The organism is Polaromonas sp. CG_9.7 (assembly GCF_015752205.1).
Lineage (GTDB): Bacteria > Pseudomonadota > Gammaproteobacteria > Burkholderiales > Burkholderiaceae_C > Polaromonas.
In genome coordinates this window covers 39,501-55,314 of record NZ_JADOVG010000006.1, presented here as the reverse complement: position 1 = coordinate 55,314, position 15,814 = coordinate 39,501, and the positions used below count along the sequence as shown (strand labels likewise).

At 59.7% G+C, this 15,814-nt stretch carries 15 protein-coding genes; 10 read left to right on the top strand and 5 right to left on the bottom strand.

What is annotated here, in order from left to right:
• Window positions 1–16: 16 nt before the first annotated feature.
• The gene (tal, locus tag IWX87_RS07850) at window positions 17–964 is read right to left on the bottom strand and encodes a transaldolase (protein WP_196862977.1); all 948 of its coding nucleotides are present in this window, start codon (window positions 962–964) and stop codon (window positions 17–19) included.
• Between the two features lie 150 nt (window positions 965–1,114).
• On the opposite strand from tal, the gene zwf reads away from it, so the two are divergent.
• Window positions 1,115–2,581 carry a glucose-6-phosphate dehydrogenase gene (gene zwf / locus IWX87_RS07845; protein WP_196862976.1) on the top strand — a complete coding sequence of 489 codons (1,467 nt, stop codon included), beginning with the start codon at window positions 1,115–1,117 and terminating at the stop codon, window positions 2,579–2,581.
• A gap of 1 nt (window position 2,582) precedes the next feature.
• Window positions 2,583–3,428 (top strand): MurR/RpiR family transcriptional regulator, encoded by an 846-nt coding sequence (locus IWX87_RS07840; RefSeq protein ID WP_196862975.1) that lies wholly within the window; start codon window positions 2,583–2,585, stop codon window positions 3,426–3,428.
• 139 nt (window positions 3,429–3,567) lie between these two features.
• On the opposite strand, the gene IWX87_RS07835 is transcribed toward IWX87_RS07840, so the two are convergent.
• The 3 genes from IWX87_RS07835 to IWX87_RS07825 form a co-directional block, all read right to left on the bottom strand.
• Window positions 3,568–4,860, bottom strand: a complete 1,293-nt coding sequence (locus tag IWX87_RS07835) for a M20 aminoacylase family protein (protein WP_231374685.1) — start codon at window positions 4,858–4,860, stop codon at window positions 3,568–3,570.
• Window positions 4,861–5,176: 316 nt separating this feature from the next.
• Complete coding sequence (locus IWX87_RS07830; protein ID WP_196862973.1) at window positions 5,177–6,205, bottom strand: porin; 1,029 nt, start codon at window positions 6,203–6,205, stop codon at window positions 5,177–5,179.
• Between the two features lie 351 nt (window positions 6,206–6,556).
• Complete coding sequence (locus IWX87_RS07825) at window positions 6,557–7,615, bottom strand: porin (protein WP_196862972.1); 1,059 nt, start codon at window positions 7,613–7,615, stop codon at window positions 6,557–6,559.
• A 133-nt stretch (window positions 7,616–7,748) separates the two neighbouring features.
• Here IWX87_RS07825 and IWX87_RS07820 point away from each other — a divergent pair, with 133 nt between their 5' ends.
• The 3 genes from IWX87_RS07820 (at window position 7,749) to coq7 (ending at window position 10,470) form a co-directional block, all read left to right on the top strand.
• Complete coding sequence (locus tag IWX87_RS07820; protein ID WP_196862971.1) at window positions 7,749–8,018, top strand: hypothetical protein; 270 nt, start codon at window positions 7,749–7,751, stop codon at window positions 8,016–8,018.
• A 336-nt stretch (window positions 8,019–8,354) separates the two neighbouring features.
• Window positions 8,355–9,635: a porin gene (locus tag IWX87_RS07815; protein WP_196862970.1), complete on the top strand. Its 1,281-nt coding sequence runs from the start codon at window positions 8,355–8,357 to the stop codon at window positions 9,633–9,635.
• Between the two features lie 205 nt (window positions 9,636–9,840).
• Entirely contained in the window at window positions 9,841–10,470 is a 630-nt protein-coding gene (gene coq7, locus IWX87_RS07810; RefSeq protein ID WP_196862969.1) for a 2-polyprenyl-3-methyl-6-methoxy-1,4-benzoquinone monooxygenase, read from the top strand.
• A 13-nt stretch (window positions 10,471–10,483) separates the two neighbouring features.
• Here coq7 and IWX87_RS07805 read toward each other — a convergent pair whose 3' ends face one another.
• Entirely contained in the window at window positions 10,484–10,942 is a 459-nt protein-coding gene (locus IWX87_RS07805) for an OsmC family protein (protein WP_196862968.1), read from the bottom strand.
• A 323-nt stretch (window positions 10,943–11,265) separates the two neighbouring features.
• Between IWX87_RS07805 and ilvA the strand changes: the two genes are divergently transcribed.
• From ilvA to IWX87_RS07780, 5 genes are all read left to right on the top strand, one after another.
• Window positions 11,266–12,915 (top strand): threonine ammonia-lyase, biosynthetic, encoded by a 1,650-nt coding sequence (gene ilvA, locus IWX87_RS07800; RefSeq protein WP_196862967.1) that lies wholly within the window; start codon window positions 11,266–11,268, stop codon window positions 12,913–12,915.
• A gap of 11 nt (window positions 12,916–12,926) precedes the next feature.
• Window positions 12,927–13,172, top strand: coding sequence for a cysteine-rich CWC family protein (locus tag IWX87_RS07795; RefSeq protein WP_196862966.1), 246 nt, complete (start codon window positions 12,927–12,929; stop codon window positions 13,170–13,172).
• Complete coding sequence (gene cobT, locus IWX87_RS07790; RefSeq protein WP_231374675.1) at window positions 13,147–14,187, top strand: nicotinate-nucleotide--dimethylbenzimidazole phosphoribosyltransferase; 1,041 nt, start codon at window positions 13,147–13,149, stop codon at window positions 14,185–14,187. Before IWX87_RS07795 ends, cobT begins: the two co-directional genes overlap by 26 nt.
• 8 nt (window positions 14,188–14,195) lie before the next feature.
• Window positions 14,196–15,032 (top strand): adenosylcobinamide-GDP ribazoletransferase, encoded by an 837-nt coding sequence (locus tag IWX87_RS07785; protein WP_196862964.1) that lies wholly within the window; start codon window positions 14,196–14,198, stop codon window positions 15,030–15,032.
• Between the two features lie 62 nt (window positions 15,033–15,094).
• Window positions 15,095–15,718 (top strand): histidine phosphatase family protein, encoded by a 624-nt coding sequence (locus IWX87_RS07780; RefSeq protein WP_196863113.1) that lies wholly within the window; start codon window positions 15,095–15,097, stop codon window positions 15,716–15,718.
• Window positions 15,719–15,814 lie beyond the last annotated feature (96 nt).

Sequence of the window (15,814 nt, the reverse complement as noted above, 5' to 3'; positions counted from 1 at the left end):
GAAAATTCCCTTGTGTTCAGACAGCCTGCATCAACTGCTCAAGCTTGACCGCGTCCACGGCAAAGGCACGAATGCCTTCGGCCAGCTTTTCCGTCGCCATGGCGTCTTCGTTGAGCGCATAACGAAAACGCACTTCGTCAAAGTCCACCACGTCCATATCGAGCGAACCGGCGGCACTCGCATCCAGCGCGCGCGGCAATGGCGCGTCACTGGCGGCCAGCTGGGCGAGCAACTCAGGACTGATGGTCAGCAAATCGCAACCGGCCAGCGCAGTGATCTGGCCGACGTTGCGAAAACTCGCGCCCATGACTTCGGTGGCAATGCCGAATTGCTTGTAGTAGTTGTAGATTTCGCGCACCGACTTCACGCCGGGATCGTTGGCGCCGGCATTTGCGTCTTCGGTCCAGGTGCTGCCAGCTGACTTCTTGTACCAGTCGTAAATCCGGCCGACGAAGGGAGAAATCAGTTGCACCCTGGCCTGACCGCAGGCCACGGCCTGGCAAAAGGAAAACAACAACGTCAGGTTGGTGTGGATACCGCGCTGCTCCAGCAGCCGGGCGGCCTGGATGCCTTCCCAGGTGGCGGCCACCTTGATCAGCACGCGGTCGATATGGATGCCTTCGGCCTGGTACAACTCGATCAGGCGCTCGCCCCGGGTCACCGTGGCGATGGTGTCAAAACTCAGGCGGGCATCGACTTCGGTCGAGACGCGGCCCGGGATGATGGACAGGATTTCGCAGCCAAAGCGCACCAGCAGCCGGTCCATGGTTTCGTCCAGCGCCCGGTCCTTGAAACGCGCCACCGTGCTTTGCATCAATGGCGCGTAATCGGCTTTTTGCACCGCCTTGAGGATCAGGGAAGGGTTGGTGGTGGCGTCTTGCGGCTTGAACTGCGCCAGCTGGTTGAAGTCGCCGGTATCGGCCACGACGGTCGTGAGTTGTTTCAGTGCATCGAGTTGGTTCATGGGCTTGGGGAGCGCCGGGCAAGGGCGAAAAGTGGATCAGGACACCCGAAAACCGCACCGTGCCAACACAGGGGTCACAGCAGGTCACCGGGTGTAGTTACCATTATGCCCATAGAATGTGAAACTTTATTACCATCACAAGTCCTTACCATGAGTTTTGACCTCATCCTGTTTGGTGGAACCGGCGACTTGGCCTGGCGCAAGATCATGCCCGCCCTGTTCCAGGCTTTTCGCCACGGCTCACTGCCCGCCGATGGCCGCATCATTGGCGTGGCCCGCGACGACCTGACAGACGACCAGTACCGCACGCTCATCAAGTCGCGCTTTGACCAGGTCGAATTGTCGAAGCGGCCAAACGAAGAAGAATTCACGCGTTTTGCCCGGATGCTCGGCTACCTGCGCATGGACCTGTCAAAACCGGACGACTATGCGCGCCTGGCAGACCTGCTCAGGCAGCGCCCGGCCGATGTGGTGGTGATGTACCTGGCGACCGCGCCCGGCCTGTTCACCACGGTTTGCGAACAGATCGCCGCCGCCGGGCTGAATGGCCCGCAAACCCGCGTGGTGCTTGAAAAGCCGCTGGGCCATGACCTGGCGTCGAACCGCGCCATCAATCAAACCGTTCGCAGCGTGCTGACCGAGCAGCAGATCTTTCGCATCGACCATTACCTGGGCAAACCTTCGGTGCAAAACCTGTTTGCGCTGCGCTTTGGCAATTCGCTGTTCGAGCCGCTGTGGCGGCGCGAGTACATCGCCAACATCCAGATCACGATTGCAGAAGAACTGGGCGTGGAAAAACGCGGCGCTTTTTACGACAATACGGGCGCGCTGCGCGACATGGTGCAAAACCATGCGCTGCAGCTGCTTTGCGCCGTGGGCATGGAGCCGCCCATCAACTCGCATGCCGATGCGATTCGCGACGAAAAGCTCAAGGTCTTGCGCGCGCTCAAGCCCTGGACGCCTGAAACCCTGAACCAGCATGTCATCCGCGGCCAGTATGCGGCCGGAACCATTGATGGCGAAGCAGTGGAGGCCTATCGCAGCGCGCCGGGCGTGAATCCGGAAAGCCGCACGGAAACCTTCGTCGCCCTGCGCACCGAGATCGAAAACTGGCGCTGGGCCAGTGTGCCCTTCTACATCCGCACCGGCAAGCGGCTGGCCGGCCGCGACGCACACATCGAGGTCAACTTTCGCCCGACGCCGCACGCTATTTACAAATCGCGGCAGGACTGCAGCACCGGCAACCGGCTGGTCATCGACCTGCAACCCCGGGATGGACTGGAACTGCACCTGCTCGCGCAGGGCGCCGACCAGCGCCAGCGCCGTGGCACGCCGACGCTGGAGCCGGTGCAGCTTGACCTTGACTTCGACAAGCGATTCGGTGCCGAGCGCGTGGGCGCTTACGAGCGTCTGCTGCTCGATGTGATCGACGGCCGGCTGAACCTGTTCGTGCGCAGCGACGAGCAGGAAGAAGCGTGGCGCTGGGTCGAGCCGATCCTGGACCGCTGGAGCCACGACCCGACCGCACCGCGCCCGTATGCGGCAGGCACCTGGGGACCCAGCGCAGCCAGCGCGATGATCGCCCGCGACGGCTACTGCTGGAGCGAGGAGCGCTAGCATGCTCGACCGAATCAAGGCGTCCCTGCCCTCGCTGGCCCCGGCAGAACAACGCGTGGCGCGCCTGGTGCTGGCCGATCCGCGCGCCTTTGCCAGCCTGCCCATCACCGAGCTGGCCAGCCGCTCGCATGTCAGCAAACCGACGGTGGTGCGCTTTTGCCGCAGCGTCGGCTACGACGGACTGCTCGACTTCAAGCTCAAGCTGGCTGGCAGCGTCAGCGAAGGCGTGCCCTTCATTCACCGCAGCGTCGATGTGGACGACAAGACCGGCGACGTGATGGTCAAGGTGATCGACAACACCGTGGCGGCCTTCCTGAAATACCGCAACGACGCCAGCCCGGTGGCCATTGAAAAAGCCGTGCTTGCGCTGCTGGGCGCATATCACACCGGCAAGCGCATCGAATTTTTTGGTGCGGGCAACTCCGGCATCGTGGCGCAGGACGCGCAGCACAAGTTTTTCAGGCTCGGCGTCCAGAGCATTGCCTACAGCGACGGCCACATGCAGGTGATGAGCGCGTCGCTGCTCGGGCCGGGCGACTGCGTGGTGGTGATTTCAAATTCAGGCCGCACCCGCGACCTGATGGACGCCTGCGACATTGCGCGCAAGAACGGCGCCACCACCATCGTCATCACCGCCACTGCGTCGCCGCTGGCCGCTGCCGGACACATCCACCTGGCCGCCGATCATCCCGAAGGCTACGACCGCTACAGCCCGATGGTGTCGCGCCTGCTGCACTTGATGATCATCGACATCTTGGCAACCTGCGTGGCGCTGCGCATCGGCCCCAAGCTGCAGCCGTTGCTCAAGGAAATGAAAAACAATTTGCGCAACAAACGCTACACCTGATGCGGCGGCCGGTATGGACATCAAGATCGGACTGTCCCGTGAATAGCCAGAATTTTTTATGCTAAATACTGCCTTTGCGCAATATGGGCGGGCATTTATAGCTATTATTTAAATAGCAATTGCTCAACAATGTTCAAATTCACGCCAACGGCATTGAGCGCTCCACAATGCCGGCAAACAGCGCTGCGCCCAAAGGCAGGACGCTGTCGTTGAAGTCGTAGCAGCTGTTGTGCAAGAAGTGGCTGCCGACGCCGCCGACAACGCTGCCTTTGCCATCGGAAAGCTGCTCACCCTGGCCCAGCCGCAAATAGGCCCCTGGCTTTTCCTTGAGCATGAAGGAGAAATCTTCCGACCCCATGCTGGGCTCCAGGTTGCTCACCACGTTTTCGGCCCCTACCAGTTGCTCGGCCACCAGTGTCGCCAGACGGTATTCACCCGGCGAGTTGATGGTGGCAGGATAGATGCGTTCGTAGTTCACCGTCGCCGTGGCGCCAAAGCCGTCGGCCACTGCAGCGCACAGCTGCTTCAGCCGCTGCTCGACCACATCCTGCATCTCGGGCTTGAAGGTGCGAACCGTGCCGACCAGCGTGGCGTGGCCGGGCACCACGCTCATCGCCGCCATGTCACCGGCTCGCATGGCGCACAGACTGATCACGACGTTGTCCATGGCCTTGACGTTGCGTGACACGATGCTTTGAACGGCCGTGATGATATGCGCCGCCACCAGGATCGGATCGACGGTCAGGTAGGCATGGGCGCCATGGCCGCCCTTGCCGGTGATCTCGATGGTGATGCGGTCGGCCGCTGCCATCATGGGACCCGAATTGATGCCGATGGTGCCGGGCCGCATGGCCGGCCAGTTGTGCATGGCGTAAATCGACTGAACCGGAAAACGCTCGAACAATCCGTCGTTGATCATCGCCTCTGCGCCGCCGCGCCCTTCTTCGGCCGGTTGAAAAATCAGCACGGCGTCGCCTGCAAAATTACGCGTTTCAGCCAGGTAACGCGCAGCACCGACCAGCATGGTGGTGTGGCCGTCATGGCCGCAACCATGCATCAGGCCGGGCTTGGCTGATTTCCAGCCGAACTCATTGCGCTCGGTCATGGGCAGCGCATCCATGTCGGCGCGCAAACCGGTCATCGGCCTGAAGTCGGGATGCATGGCGCGGGGGGGACGGCCGGCTTGGCGGCCCTTGATAACTGCGACAACACCGGTTTTTCCGATGCAGCTGTGCACTTCGTCCACGCCGCACAGCTTGAGCGCCTGGGTCACGCGGCTGGCCGTGTAAATCTCTTCAAAACCCAGTTCAGGATGCGCATGCAGGTCCCGGCGAAAGGCGGTCAGTTCGGGATGAAAGCGGGCAATTTGGGCAAAGGCCCTGCCGTTGACCTGCAAAGGTCGTGGTCGTTCAAGAGCGACCGTATCCCCCATACCCTCTGACAGCGGCGACAGGGGTTTTTCAAGAAGAGCTGGAGTGCGCATGTCTGTGGAATCCTGGTGTCAGCAAGTGGTAAATACTATGGCGAAACTTTGATGGCGTAAACATCAGGTCGCCCAGGCTAACGGTGTTTGCGTACAAACCACAGTACGAAAACAGAAACCAGCGAACAACACAAACACAAACAGCCGTGACGATCGCTGGAAAAATCAGTGTCTGGCGGCAGGCCATCCATGAAAAAACCCCACTGTGTCGCCACAGTGGGGTTTTATTTTCTGCTTTAACCGCTAGCTTGCGCTAGCTGAAAAATTAGAACGAGTGGCGAACACCCAGACCGTAGGTCGTGGTTTCGGTTTCAGCAGCTGAGTTCAGGACAAAAGCCTTGGTGTTCTGTGCACCAGCGTACAGACCGGTGCGCTTGGACACTGCGTAGGTACCCAGGATGGAGTAGCCCTTGCCAGTGCGCTCAACGCCCAGGCCTTCGCTCTTGGAGCGAACATAACCGACGGAAACTGCAGCAGCGCCGAAGGGAACCGACACGCCGACTTGACCTTCTTTGTCCTTGAAGATGTTGTTCTTGGCAGTGTTGTAGCTACCAGTCACTTTGGCCATGCCGAAGTCGTAAGAACCGCCAACCAGGTTGTACTTGTTCTTGTCCTGAACGCCACCAACGGCAGCAAGTTTCTCTTGCTGGTATGCGTATCCAACCAGGATAGGACCGTTGGCGTACTTGATGTGCAAGCTGGCGTTGTCGGTAGCGTCGCCGTTCACGTTGGCAGCGGTGTTCTTGTTTTCGCCGAAGCCGTAAACCACTGCACCGCTGAAGCCGCTAAAGCTTGGCGAAGCGTAGGCAACTGAGTTGCTCACACGGCTGGTGTAATCGGCCATGCCGTTGGCAGCAACACCACCAGCACCGGTAGCTGCATTGAAGGTGAATGCATCGTAGTTGTGGTTGGTTGCACCGTGCAGGTTGTCGTACGCAGAGTACTGACGGCCTACGGACACGGTACCAAAGCCGCTTTGCAGGCCAACATAGGCTTGACGGTCAAAAATGCTGCCGGGGGTCTTTTGCGCGCCGGTGTCGAGGTTGAAGCCGCTTTCCAGCGTGAAGATGGCTTTCATGCCGCCGCCGAGGTCTTCAGAACCCTTCAGGCCCCAACGCGAACCATTGACACCGGAGGTGCTGAGGGTGGTTTGGCGCTGGCTTGGAGCGTTGCCGACTTCGGTCTTGGAGCTGCCGACGAAAGCGTCAGCGATGCCGTACAGGGTTACCGAAGATTGGGCCATTGCGGCGCCGGATGCTGCCAATACTGCCAAAGCGATGAGTGATTTTTTCATTGAGAATTTCTCCAAGGTTAAACATAGGGCTCCGGTAAGAGGACTGCCCAATACTTTCGCATTTGCAGCTCCCCCAGAGACCCGGGCCAACCCCCTTTCGGGAAGTTGGGTCTATTGCACCAGAATGAACCTTGATCCGCAAAGAAATGCGCCACAAAAACGCTTTTATGTTGCATAGAGGCGACAAACGGGGTCGTTGCGTGGAGAGAAAACAACGCTGATGCGCTGGCGCTCGAATGCTTTCAATTTAAAAAATTTAAATCATGGGAAAAAGAAAAACAAAAAGCCGCTTCAGGTCTCCCCAAAGCGGCTTGTAAAAGCTCGACGGCCAGGCGTCAGGCCAGGAACCGATCAGAAGACGTGACGAACGCCAACAGCGTAGATGCGAATCTTGTTTTCAGCAGTGGCTGCATAAGCCGTTTGCTTCGAGTCTTGCGCACCAACGTAAAGATTGGTGCGTTTGGACAGTGCGTACAAACCAGCCACGCCAAAGCCTTTGCGGGTGATGTCTGGGCCAGCAGCCAATTGTGTGTCTTTGGAATGTGCGTAGCCACCAGACAGCGTTACGACGCTGTTGACGGGAAAATCAAGGCCAAGTTGGTACTCGGTCGATTTGGCAACAGCCAGGCCGTATGGGTTTGCACCGTCCTTGACGCGACCCAACGCACCCAGCAGTTTGACAACGCCAAAATCATACGATGCGTTCACCTGTGTGAATTTGGTGGAAACAGTGGAACCGTTGGCTTTTTCAGTCTGATACGACACTGCAGCAGCAATCGGGCCGCCAGCATAAGCAACATTCACCGCAGCGATCTTGCCAGCAGAAACTGTCAAGGTCTTGTTTTCACCCAAGCTGTACATGCCTGCAGCGGTGAAACCGCTGAAACTCGGCGTTGCGTAATAAACCGAATTGCCTGGACGGTCGTTGTAGTTGTTGCTGGCCCAAACATTAGCAGCAGGCGCAAAAATGTTGGCATCAAATGCCGCTGCACCAGAACCTTTGACTTCGTCGAATGGTGTCCACATTTTGCCAAGGCGAACTTCGCCGAAACCACCTGACAGGCCGACCCATGATTGACGTCCAAAAATTGCAGAGGAATTGACTCCGGTGTAGGGATTTGTATAGCTGTTGGCAACGCCCGTGCTTGGGTCGAAGCCAGCTTCCAGCACAAAGTTGGCTTTCATGCCGCCACCGATGTCTTCTGAGCCCTTCAAGCCAAAACGGCTGGTATTCAGCGCACCACCCGAACCACCAGCCGGACTGGCGAGATTGACGCCGGTCTGGCTCAAGCCGTTAATCTTTTGATTTCCGACATAAGCATCGACCAGACCGTAGAGGGTCACACTGGATTGAGCTGATGCAACACCGGATACAGCGAGAACTGCCAAAGCAATCAAATTCTTCTTCATTCAAAAACTCCAAAAGATGAAAGTCAAAAACACTGGGGCCAAAACATTGCGCGAGGAATTTCTGGTTAACCCTTATAAGATTTAACCAAATTGTTACATTCAAGGCAAGTGTTTAACAAATATAGCAATATTTATGCCCAATCTGTTGGCGACAGGCGACGATCGCGCTGTGCAAGGAAATTTTCTTTTTGAGGCTAAAAGGAAACGCCCAACTTCAGGGCATTCAGATCCATGCTGCACAGCAAGAGCACAAAAAAAGTGCAAAGCGTTGAACCAATTTTTTACAACTCGATTTTTAAGTGGCGTATCAAGTAAAGCTGCCAAAAATTCAGGTGGACTTTTGGATTTGCATGCTGCCTTGACCTATCAACAATTCAAAAATCCTGCATTCGCTGAAGCTTGAGTCTCTTTATTACAACGCTTGTAGAAAATCTAATTTCTGACGGTAAAAATTTTTTGCAATCACACGACTTAGCAAAAACGTTCAGTGCAACGAAAATGTTGCTGCTGTCGTAAGAAACAACAACCCGTAAAGTGCAGGCTTACTGGGTTCGTACATACAACTGTAGGTGGTTGAAAGTACAGGGTTTTCCCCTGTCTCTGAAGTGATACGCCTGCGTGATTACGCTCTTTACGTGATTTTGCTAAGCCCTTAATCTTGCTCTGTCGAAAACACCGGCTCAGTGGCGGCGCATCGAAAACCTTCTTTCTCTTATCGAATAAAAACTCTGGAGACTTCATGAAAAAACTCACTTTCGTTGCAACTGCCGTGATGGGGCTTTTGTCTGCAACCGGTGCCATGGCCCAAAGCACGGTCACTCTTTACGGTCTGGTAGATGCGGGCTATAACCACGTCAGCGGCCTGAAGAGTGGGTCTTTCAACGGCCTGGCCAGCGGCATCATGGAGGGTTCGCGCTGGGGAATGCGCGGCACTGAAGACATTGGCGGCGGTTACAAAGCCATTTTCACGCTTGAAAGCCGGTTTGAGGCGGATACCGGCTCCTTTACCAATCGGCCTGCTTCGGGCAGCCAGGTGCCGGACCGGGTGAATACGGCCGTTTTGGGTAGTCTGGCGGCCCAAGGCTTGCCAGGCGCTGCTCCACTGGCACCGGGCGTCACGGTGGCATCCCTGGCCAACCAGCTCACCACAGGCCTGGCCAACAGTGCTTTCGGTGTAAACATTGCCGGAAACATCTTTGATCGCCAGGCGTTTGCAGGACTGATCACCCCGTTCGGTGCATTCACGCTTGGCCGTCAATACACACCAGGCTATTTGGTGAGCGCTGCATTCGACGCCTCGCAGACACAATCAAGCCTTGCCGCGGGTCAAGTCGCCAGCCTGCCTGCGGCGTTTGACATCCGGCTGCCCAACACCTTCCAATACGGGATCAAGACAAACGGCATTACCGCGACTTTGATGTATGGCGCGGGCGAAGTGCCTGGTGGCAGCAGTTCCGACGGTCGTTTTCTTGGCGCCATGGCCATTTATACCGGGGCTGGCTTTTCTGTAGGCTATGGTCATAACGAGAAGAAAAATGAGCTGGGCCAGAAGTCTCTGCACAATGATGTGTTTGGCGCCAATGTGGTTGTTGGCCCCGGCACTTTGTATGCGCAGTACGCCACCATCAAAGATGACAATCCTACCGGCCTATCGCCATTATTTGCCGGTGTTCCCCTGGCGATTCGTACGCAATTCCGGAACGCTTACAACGTCGCCTTTCGGCAGGATGCACGTCTGATGCACATTGGCTATAAGTTCAACACTGGCCCCCATACCATCGTCACGGCGTTCAACCGGCTTGACGACAAACGCCCCGTCAATGCCGACACCGACTCCTACGGCGTAACCTATACCTATGCCCTGTCCAAACGCACCAACCTGAACGCCGTGTTGACGCGCTTCAACAACAAAGGCCAGGGCCAGGTTGCTCCGGGCGGCAATGGCTTTCTGGGTGGCGTGACGGCATCGGCTGGAACTGATTCGACCAACGTGGCTTTTGGTATTCGCCACACGTTCTAAAGAGCGCTCCGGCACTGACGCCGGAGATGGTTGGCTTGAAGCCCCCTTTTTGGGGGCTTTTTCAATTCTGTGCAGGCTGGCGCGCGGGCGCTAACATGGCGGCAACACCACTGATCCGGCAACGGCCTGCTTGTTCCGATTGATTCGACAGGTCTTGCAGGCTTGCCACTTGTTCCGTACCCAGTACGCACCGATGAAAGCTGCCATGACCACCGCCCTTGACCTTGCCCTGAATGCTGCAGACGGCGCACTGCGCACCTTGTTTGCCAAACCGCATGCCAGCCGAACCTGCCCCACGGTAGCGGCCCAGACGACCGACTTGAGCGCCGAGGACAAAGCCGTGTCGGGCGCACTGATGCGCGTCAACCATGTGGGCGAGGTCTGCGCGCAGGCGCTGTATGCGGCGCAGGCGCTGGGAACACGCGATCCGGCGCTGCGCAGGCATTTCCTGGATGCCATCCGCGAGGAAGGCGACCACCTGGCATGGACCAAGGAGCGGCTGGACGAACTGGGTGCCCGCCCCTCCCTGCTCAACCCCTTATGGTACGCAGGCGCCTTCGGACTGGGCCTGGTGGCAAGCCGCCTGGGCGACCGGGTGAGCCTGGGCTTTGTGGTGGAAACCGAGCGCCAGGTCGAGGCTCACCTGGCCAGTCACTTGGAGCATCTGCCGCAGGGCGACCACGAATCGCGCGCCATTGTGGCGCAGATGAAGGACGACGAAGCGCACCATGCCAGGGTGGCACAAGAAGCGGGCGGCGTGCAGTTGCCCGCACCGGTCCGGCTGATGATGCGTTCTGCTGCCAAGGTGATGACGACGGTGGCGCACCGGATTTAAGACTCTGGCCTACTCAGGCCTCGTGAAGCTCGAAACTGGTGGTGATGTCTGCCGTCTTGGCCAGCATGATGGTGGCCGAGCAGTACTTGTCATGGCTCATGGCAATCGCGCGCTCAACGACGCTGTCGCTCAGCTTGCTGCCGGTCACGACAAAATGCATGTGAATTTTGGTGAAGACCTTGGGGTCCACGGATGCCCGTTCGGTGCTGAGCCTGACCGTGCAGCCCCGCACATCGTGGCGGCCACGCTTGAGGATCAGGACCACGTCGTACGCCGTGCAGCCGCCAGCGCCGGCGAGCACTGTTTCCATCGGCCGGGGCGCCAGGTTGGCGCCGCCGTTTTCAGGCTTGGCGGCATCGGGCGCGCCGTCCATGACCAGCGTGTGGCCGCTGCCGGTTTCGGCCAGGAAGGTCATTCCCGATTTGGATCCATTGACCGCATTGCTGCCGGTCCAGCTGACTGTGCATTCCATAACTGCCATTCCTTGTCGAAGATATTTGATGTTGCCAAGCCTAGCTGCATTCAGCGCGATGGCGGCCGGAGTGGTGCCTTGTAGGTAAAACCCCTTAAACCCTGTAATTTTGAGACTTTTGCAACACATGCATTGTGCAGTGCACCATTGACTCCGATATACTGGACACATCGCATCAGTACACAGTCTTCGAAGACGCTGTATTTTTGCACTGGTTGTCTCCTCCACCTCCTCAAAGGGTGGATTTACAGGCCCAGACCGCATGGTCTGGGCCTTTTTTTCGTGCGCCTATGATCCTCAGGTTCTGCCGCGAGAAAAAAAACATGCCCTCTGCCAAAAAACCCCTCTCTGGCGCTGCGTCTTCAGCAGCTGCTCCATCGCGCCCCAAAGCCGTCGCCAAAACAGTCCCCACGCCTGCGGCCAAGACGCTCAAGCCGGCCGACTACCTGAAAAAAATCCTGACGGCACGGGTTTATGACGTGGCGGTCGAGTCGGCGCTGGAGCCGGCCAAAAGCCTGAGCCTGCGCCTGAACAACACCGTGCTGCTCAAGCGTGAAGACCAGCAGCCGGTGTTCAGCTTCAAGCTGCGCGGTGCCTACAACAAGATGGCGCACCTGACGCCGGCTCAGCTCAAAAAAGGCGTGATTTGCGCCTCGGCCGGTAACCATGCGCAGGGCGTGGCGATGAGCGCGCAAAAACTCGGCAGCCGCGCCGTGGTCGTCATGCCGACGACCACGCCGCAGCTCAAGATTGACGCGGTCAGGGGCTGGGGTGGCGAAGTGGTGTTGCACGGCGACAGCTATTCCGACGCCTATACGCACGCGGTCGCGCTGCAAAAAGAGCAGGGTCTGACCTTTGTTCATCCCTTCGACGACCCGGACGTGATTGCCGGCCAGGGAACCATTGCCATGGAGATCCTGCGCCAATTGCAAACCCTGGGCTCGCGCCGGCTGGACGCGGTGTTTGTGGCGATTGGCGGCGGCGGGCTGATTTCTGGCGTGTCCAACTACATCAAGGCCGTGCGGCCCGAAATCAAGGTCATCGGCGTGCAGATGAACGACTCCGACGCCATGATGCAGTCGGTGGCGGCAAAAAAACGCGTCACGCTGCCCGACGTGGGCCTGTTTTCGGACGGCACGGCAGTCAAGCTGGTGGGCGAGGAAACCTTTCGCATCAGCCGCGAACTGGTCGATGAATTCATGACCGTGGACACCGATGCGGTCTGCGCCGCCATCAAGGACGTGTTTGTCGACACCCGCAGCATCGTCGAGCCAGCCGGTGCGCTGGCCGTTGCCGCGATCAAGCAGTACGTTGCCAAAAACAAGACCAAGGGCGAAACCTACGCGGCGATTTTGTGCGGCGCCAACATGAACTTCGACCGCCTGCGCTTTGTTGCCGAGCGCGCCGAAGTCGGCGAAGAGCGCGAAGCATTGTTTGCCGTGACGATTCCCGAGGAGCGCGGCAGCTTTCGGCGTTTTTGTGCGCTGATCGACAAGTCGCCCGGCGGGCCGCGCAGCGTGACCGAGTTCAATTACCGCATCAGCGACAACGCCATGGCGCATGTCTTTGTCGGACTGACCACCTCGAACAAAGGCGAAAGCACAAAAATTGCGGCCAATTTCACGCGCCACGGTTTCAAGGCGCTGGACCTCACGCATGACGAACTGGCCAAGGAACACATCCGCCACATGGTCGGCGGGCACAGCGCGTTGTCGAAAGACGAGCGCCTGCTGCGTTTCATCTTTCCCGAACGGCCAGGCGCGCTGATGAAGTTCCTGAGCCTGATGCGGCCCGGCTGGAACATCTCGCTGTTCCACTACCGCAACCAGGGCGCCGACTATGGCCGCATCCTGGTCGGCCTGCAGGTGCCGCAGGCCGACAACGGCGCGTTCCAGGAGTTTCTGGACACGCTGGGCTACCCGCATGTGGAAGAAACCGACAACCCGGTGTACCAGCTGTTCCTGAAAAGCTGAGCCTTGGCAATATGGTATTGCCCGAACTGAAATCAAACACCTCGGTCTGTGCGCGTTGTGGTGCGGGCCTGCGCTGCGGCATGGTGGCCGGCGATGCCGAATGCTGGTGCGTGCAGCTGCCCCATGTGATGCCGGTTCCCCCTGTCTTGTCTGAATACGCGCTGCCGGACAGCAGCGCAGCCTCCTGCTTTTGTCCTGCCTGCCTGAAACAGATCACCGATGAACGAAAAAATGCGCTTCCAAATCCCTGCGATTGAATCCACCGCCGACGCTTCACTGCAAGCCCGGCTGCGGCACAAGATCGACCACAAGACCAAGCCGCTGGGCGCGCTCGGGGCGCTGGAAACCCTGGCGCTGCAGCTGGGCCTGATCCAGCGCAGCGAATCGCCGGTGCTCCAACAGCCGCAGATGGTGGTGTTTGCGGCCGACCACGGGATTGCCGCCGAAGGCGTTTCGGCCTATCCGCAAGCGGTGACCGTGCAGATGGTGGGCAACATGCTGGCTGGCGGCGCGGCGATCAATGTGTTTGCCCGCCAGCATGGCTTTGCGCTGCAGGTGGTCGATGCTGGCGTGGCCGCCGAGTTGCCGGCGCATCCGCAACTCCAGCCGCGAAAAATCGCCATGGGCACGAAAAACCTGTGCCATGAACCCGCCATGTCGCGGCTTCAAGCGCAGGCAGCGCTAGCGGCGGGCAGGGACGTCATGCAGGCCCTGCCCGGCAACGTCGTCGCCTTTGGCGAAATGGGCATTGCCAACACCTCGCCCGCCGCGCTGCTGCTGACGCGTCTCACAGGCACCCGTATCGAAGACGCTACCGGACGCGGCACGGGTCTGGACGACGCGCAACTGCTGCACAAGCAGTCAGTGCTGGCGCGCGCTTTGGTGCGACACCCGGCGACCGAGCCATTCGATGCCGTCGGCGAGCTGGCGGCGCTGGGCGGTTTTGAAATCGCCATGATGACCGGCGCCATGCTGCAGGCGGCCAGCGAACGCCGGGTGGTGCTGGTCGATGGCTTCATTGCCGGCGCGTCGGCGCTGCTGGCGCAAGCCATGGCGCCTGCTGTGCGCGACTACCTGGTGTTTTGCCACCGCTCCGCTGAAACCGGCCATCGCTTGCTGCTGGCCTGTCTGGACGCCAAGCCGCTGCTCGAACTCGACCTGCGCCTTGGCGAAGGCACGGGCGCGCTGCTGGCCTGGCCGCTGGTGCAGTCGGCAGCAAACTTCCTCAATGAAATGGCGAGTTTCGAGTCGGCCGGCGTGAGCGAAAAATAAGGGCGCCAATGGTCCGGTTCATTCGCCACTTCCTGCTGGCCCTCCAGTTTTTCACCCGCATCCCGGTCACCGGCCGGCTGGCCGACTGGGTGGGCTACAGCCCCGCCATGCTGCGCGCCAGCGCCGCGCACTTTCCGGGCATCGGCGTGCTGATTGGCGGCGCGGCAGCTAGCGTCTTTGCGCTGCTGCTGCTGCTTCTGCCCGACACCCCCTTCACGCCGCTGGTGGCGGCAGCGCTGTCGACGGTCGCCACGGTCTGGCTCACGGGCGGCTTTCATGAAGACGGCCTGGCCGATGTGGCCGATGGCCTGGGCGGCAGCTATGACCGCGACCGCGCGCTGGAAATCATGAAGGATTCGCGCGTCGGCGCATTCGGCGCCATGGCGCTGGTGCTGGCGCTGCTGTGCAAGGTGGCGCTGCTGGCGCTGCTCGGCTCGGTCGAGGTGATTGCCGATGCCGGGGACGCCCCGGTTTTCAGCGGCTGGTATGTGTGCGCCGCGCTGTGGCTGGGCCATGTGGTGTCGCGGACCCTGCCGCTGATCATGATCCGTCTGCTGCCGCATGTGGGCGACAGCGCCACGTCCAAATCCAAGCCGCTGGCCGACCAGATCTCGGCAGGGGGGCTGGCAGTTGCTTTTTTATGGTGTTTTGGGGCTCTTGCGCTGGCCAGTCCTTTATTTGATGCTATCAATCTTGCAATTGCCTGCGGCTTGTCAGTGCTGGCGCTGCTGGGGCTGCTGCGCTTTTTCAGGCGGCGGCTGCAGGGCTTCACCGGCGACTGCCTGGGCACCGTGCAGCAGGTGTGTGAAATCGCGTTTTACCTGGGCCTGGCGATCAGCCTTTGAACGCATTGGAAACGCCGCCCGCCACCCATTCCCTGCGTCATGCCGGCGACGAACCGGCACGGATGGACCTTTGGCTGGTGCGCCATGCCCAGCCGCTGGTGGATGCCGGCATCTGCTACGGCCGGCTGGACGTGGCGGCGGATGCCGGGGCCACCGCTGAATGCGCCCAAGCGCTGGCGCAATGGCTTCCCGCCAGTAGCCGCGTCATCAGTTCACCGCTACAAAGATGTGAGCAGCTTGCGCACGCCCTGTATGCGCTAAGGCCTGATTTGTCTTATAAAACCGATGCCCGGCTGCAGGAAATGGATTTTGGCCAGTGGGAAGGCCGCGCCTGGAACGACATTGGCGCGGCCGCGCTTGACGCCTGGGTAGCGGACTTTGCCCTGCACCGGCCTGGCGACGGCGAGTCGGTGCAGGTTTTCATGCAGCGGGTGGCCGAGCTGTGGGACGAAGCATCCGCGGCGGCGCCTGCTGCCGGCGCGGACAGGGCAGCGGGCGCCGGCACGCTGTGGATCACCCATGCCGGCGTGCTGCGTGCTGTCAGCCTGCTGGAGCACGGCATCCGGTGCATCAGCCGGGCCGACCAATGGCCCCGGGCCGCTCTGGGATTCGGCCAGTGGCGCAGGCTGGCACTGGCCCGGAACGACCGGCCGGAACCCGCCGGCGTTAACGACCAGGGCGGCTGAAAAGACCCCTGCCGCCGCACCGCCCCAAGCATTTTCCGGCCCGAGGTGTCGCATTTGTAACCAACAAAACGGGCGTATATGCAAGCCCCTGCAATG

What these genes read in the sequence shown, in the direction of transcription:
- tal (WP_196862977.1), bottom strand. Translation starts at nt 964, where the DNA reads ATGAACCAACTCGATGCACTGAAACAACTCACGACCGTCGTGGCCGAT.
- zwf (WP_196862976.1), top strand. Translation starts at nt 1,115, where the DNA reads ATGAGTTTTGACCTCATCCTGTTTGGTGGAACCGGCGACTTGGCCTGG.
- IWX87_RS07840 (WP_196862975.1), top strand. Translation starts at nt 2,583, where the DNA reads ATGCTCGACCGAATCAAGGCGTCCCTGCCCTCGCTGGCCCCGGCAGAA.
- IWX87_RS07835 (WP_231374685.1), bottom strand. Translation starts at nt 4,860, where the DNA reads ATGGGGGATACGGTCGCTCTTGAACGACCACGACCTTTGCAGGTCAAC.
- IWX87_RS07830 (WP_196862973.1), bottom strand. Translation starts at nt 6,205, where the DNA reads ATGAAAAAATCACTCATCGCTTTGGCAGTATTGGCAGCATCCGGCGCC.
- IWX87_RS07825 (WP_196862972.1), bottom strand. Translation starts at nt 7,615, where the DNA reads ATGAAGAAGAATTTGATTGCTTTGGCAGTTCTCGCTGTATCCGGTGTT.
- IWX87_RS07820 (WP_196862971.1), top strand. Translation starts at nt 7,749, where the DNA reads ATGCCCAATCTGTTGGCGACAGGCGACGATCGCGCTGTGCAAGGAAAT.
- IWX87_RS07815 (WP_196862970.1), top strand. Translation starts at nt 8,355, where the DNA reads ATGAAAAAACTCACTTTCGTTGCAACTGCCGTGATGGGGCTTTTGTCT.
- coq7 (WP_196862969.1), top strand. Translation starts at nt 9,841, where the DNA reads ATGACCACCGCCCTTGACCTTGCCCTGAATGCTGCAGACGGCGCACTG.
- IWX87_RS07805 (WP_196862968.1), bottom strand. Translation starts at nt 10,942, where the DNA reads ATGGAATGCACAGTCAGCTGGACCGGCAGCAATGCGGTCAATGGATCC.
- ilvA (WP_196862967.1), top strand. Translation starts at nt 11,266, where the DNA reads ATGCCCTCTGCCAAAAAACCCCTCTCTGGCGCTGCGTCTTCAGCAGCT.
- IWX87_RS07795 (WP_196862966.1), top strand. Translation starts at nt 12,927, where the DNA reads ATGGTATTGCCCGAACTGAAATCAAACACCTCGGTCTGTGCGCGTTGT.
- cobT (WP_231374675.1), top strand. Translation starts at nt 13,147, where the DNA reads ATGCGCTTCCAAATCCCTGCGATTGAATCCACCGCCGACGCTTCACTG.
- IWX87_RS07785 (WP_196862964.1), top strand. Translation starts at nt 14,196, where the DNA reads ATGGTCCGGTTCATTCGCCACTTCCTGCTGGCCCTCCAGTTTTTCACC.
- IWX87_RS07780 (WP_196863113.1), top strand. Translation starts at nt 15,095, where the DNA reads ATGGACCTTTGGCTGGTGCGCCATGCCCAGCCGCTGGTGGATGCCGGC.